Below are 1370 nucleotides of genomic sequence, written 5' to 3' on the forward strand. Positions count from 1 at the left end.
AGGTCGTCTCCTTCTTATCGAACCGGTGGCCAAGGGGCGTCTTTGCCCGGAAAGCCCGTGGGGTCAGCCTCTCACCCTCCAGCAGGTCGAAAAGCTGTTGCGCGGGAGTTGTCAGCAGATAGGTGCGGAAACATTCGCCGTCGGAGGCGGAACCTTTTCCAGCAGGTCTTACGCGGCGATCACCGCGATCAAAATGCCGCGCTCATGACGGCCATACTGCACGCCGAAGTTGACCGGCTCAAGAGGAGCGCGAGTGAGAAAGCCGCAGCCAAGTGGGTAGAGTAGGCGGGACGAAAATGAGTGTGAGCGCTGTCAGAAGCGCGACGCACGTGTAGGCGACCAAAAAGACCCAGCTCGGACATTCGTAGTACAGGAGCGATTCCACGAGCCGACCGACAAATGTGCCCGAGTACGTTTCCTGACCGGCGAGGGCGCGAAGATAGTTCTCCAGATGCGTGAGGGGACAGATGACTCCGATCCACGCCTGAAAGGCCACGATTCCGATCATCACCAGATGGATGATGCGCAGCCAAAACGATCTCACCCAGTTCCACCCCAAAAACCTGCCGACCGGGATGAGAATGAGGACGATGATCACTGTAAGGACATAGGCAAGATGCAGTGTTACGACAAGGTCGGCAAGATAGCCATAAATTGCCATGGTGGGCAGCCTCCACGCATTCACGGCCTCTGTCGAATAGTGAGCCGCTCCGCCGCCCCCTTCGCTAGGGGAAAAAGGCTCGCCTTTCCTGAAAGATTGTCGGCAAGCCGGCGTGCACTACACCGGCGATCACGAGCGGCCTCCGGAACCGCCTCTATCTAATCCGACACAATCGCCGGGGCAAATATTCCCATATTTAGGGAAATTGGCCAGACGGGAAATCTTTCCATTCCGTCCCCACAAGCCCACGTGGCCGAGGTCAACAAGTCGTTTGGCCTGGGACGTCCGTGCGGTTTCGGATAAAATGCTGGCAATGAGGCAACTTTCGCTATGAAGCTCGCACTGCTACCGAGGTGTTAGGTTGCAGGTTGAGAAAGATAGATAAAGAAAATAGATTGACGAGATGACGCAAGATTGTCATATTGCGCGTTTTTCATAACAACAGCGACGCACATTAGTAAGAAAATCACCATGCTAAGGTACTGGACAGCGGGCGAATCTCATGGCAAAGGAGTTCTGGCCCTCGTGGACGGCTTCCCCGCCGGGATAGTCATCGACTTGGGGGTCATCAACAGGGAACTCGCCCGGCGGCAGGGAGGATATGGCCGCGGCGGACGGCAGCGTATCGAGAAAGACGAGGCGGAAATCCTCAGCGGCACGTGGCGGGGAATCACCCTGGGCAGCCCGATCGCCATTTGGGTCCCAAACC

The 1370-nt window shown here is 56.9% G+C and carries 3 protein-coding genes; 2 read left to right on the top strand and 1 reads right to left on the bottom strand.

Annotated features, from left to right (window positions below; translation table 11 throughout):
* A partial coding sequence (locus tag H5U08_RS18920; protein ID WP_297036754.1) for a hypothetical protein occupies positions 1-208 on the top strand: 208 nt, incomplete at its 5' end.
* Between the two features lie 30 nt (positions 209-238).
* On the opposite strand, the gene H5U08_RS18925 is transcribed toward H5U08_RS18920, so the two are convergent.
* A complete protein-coding gene (locus H5U08_RS18925; RefSeq protein ID WP_297036758.1) occupies positions 239-661 on the bottom strand; it encodes a DUF2784 domain-containing protein in 423 nt (140 codons plus the stop codon).
* Between the two features lie 471 nt (positions 662-1132).
* On the opposite strand from H5U08_RS18925, the gene H5U08_RS18930 reads away from it, so the two are divergent.
* Positions 1133-1370, top strand: a 238-nt coding sequence (locus H5U08_RS18930) for a chorismate synthase (protein WP_297036761.1), incomplete at its 3' end; no start/stop codon positions are given.

Source organism: Thermogutta sp. (assembly GCF_014359955.1).
Lineage (GTDB): Bacteria > Planctomycetota > Planctomycetia > Pirellulales > Thermoguttaceae > Thermogutta.

Coding starts and splice junctions, on each gene's coding strand:
- H5U08_RS18925 (WP_297036758.1), bottom strand. CDS start 661: ATGGCAATTTATGGCTATCTTGCCGACCTTGTCGTAACACTGCATCTT.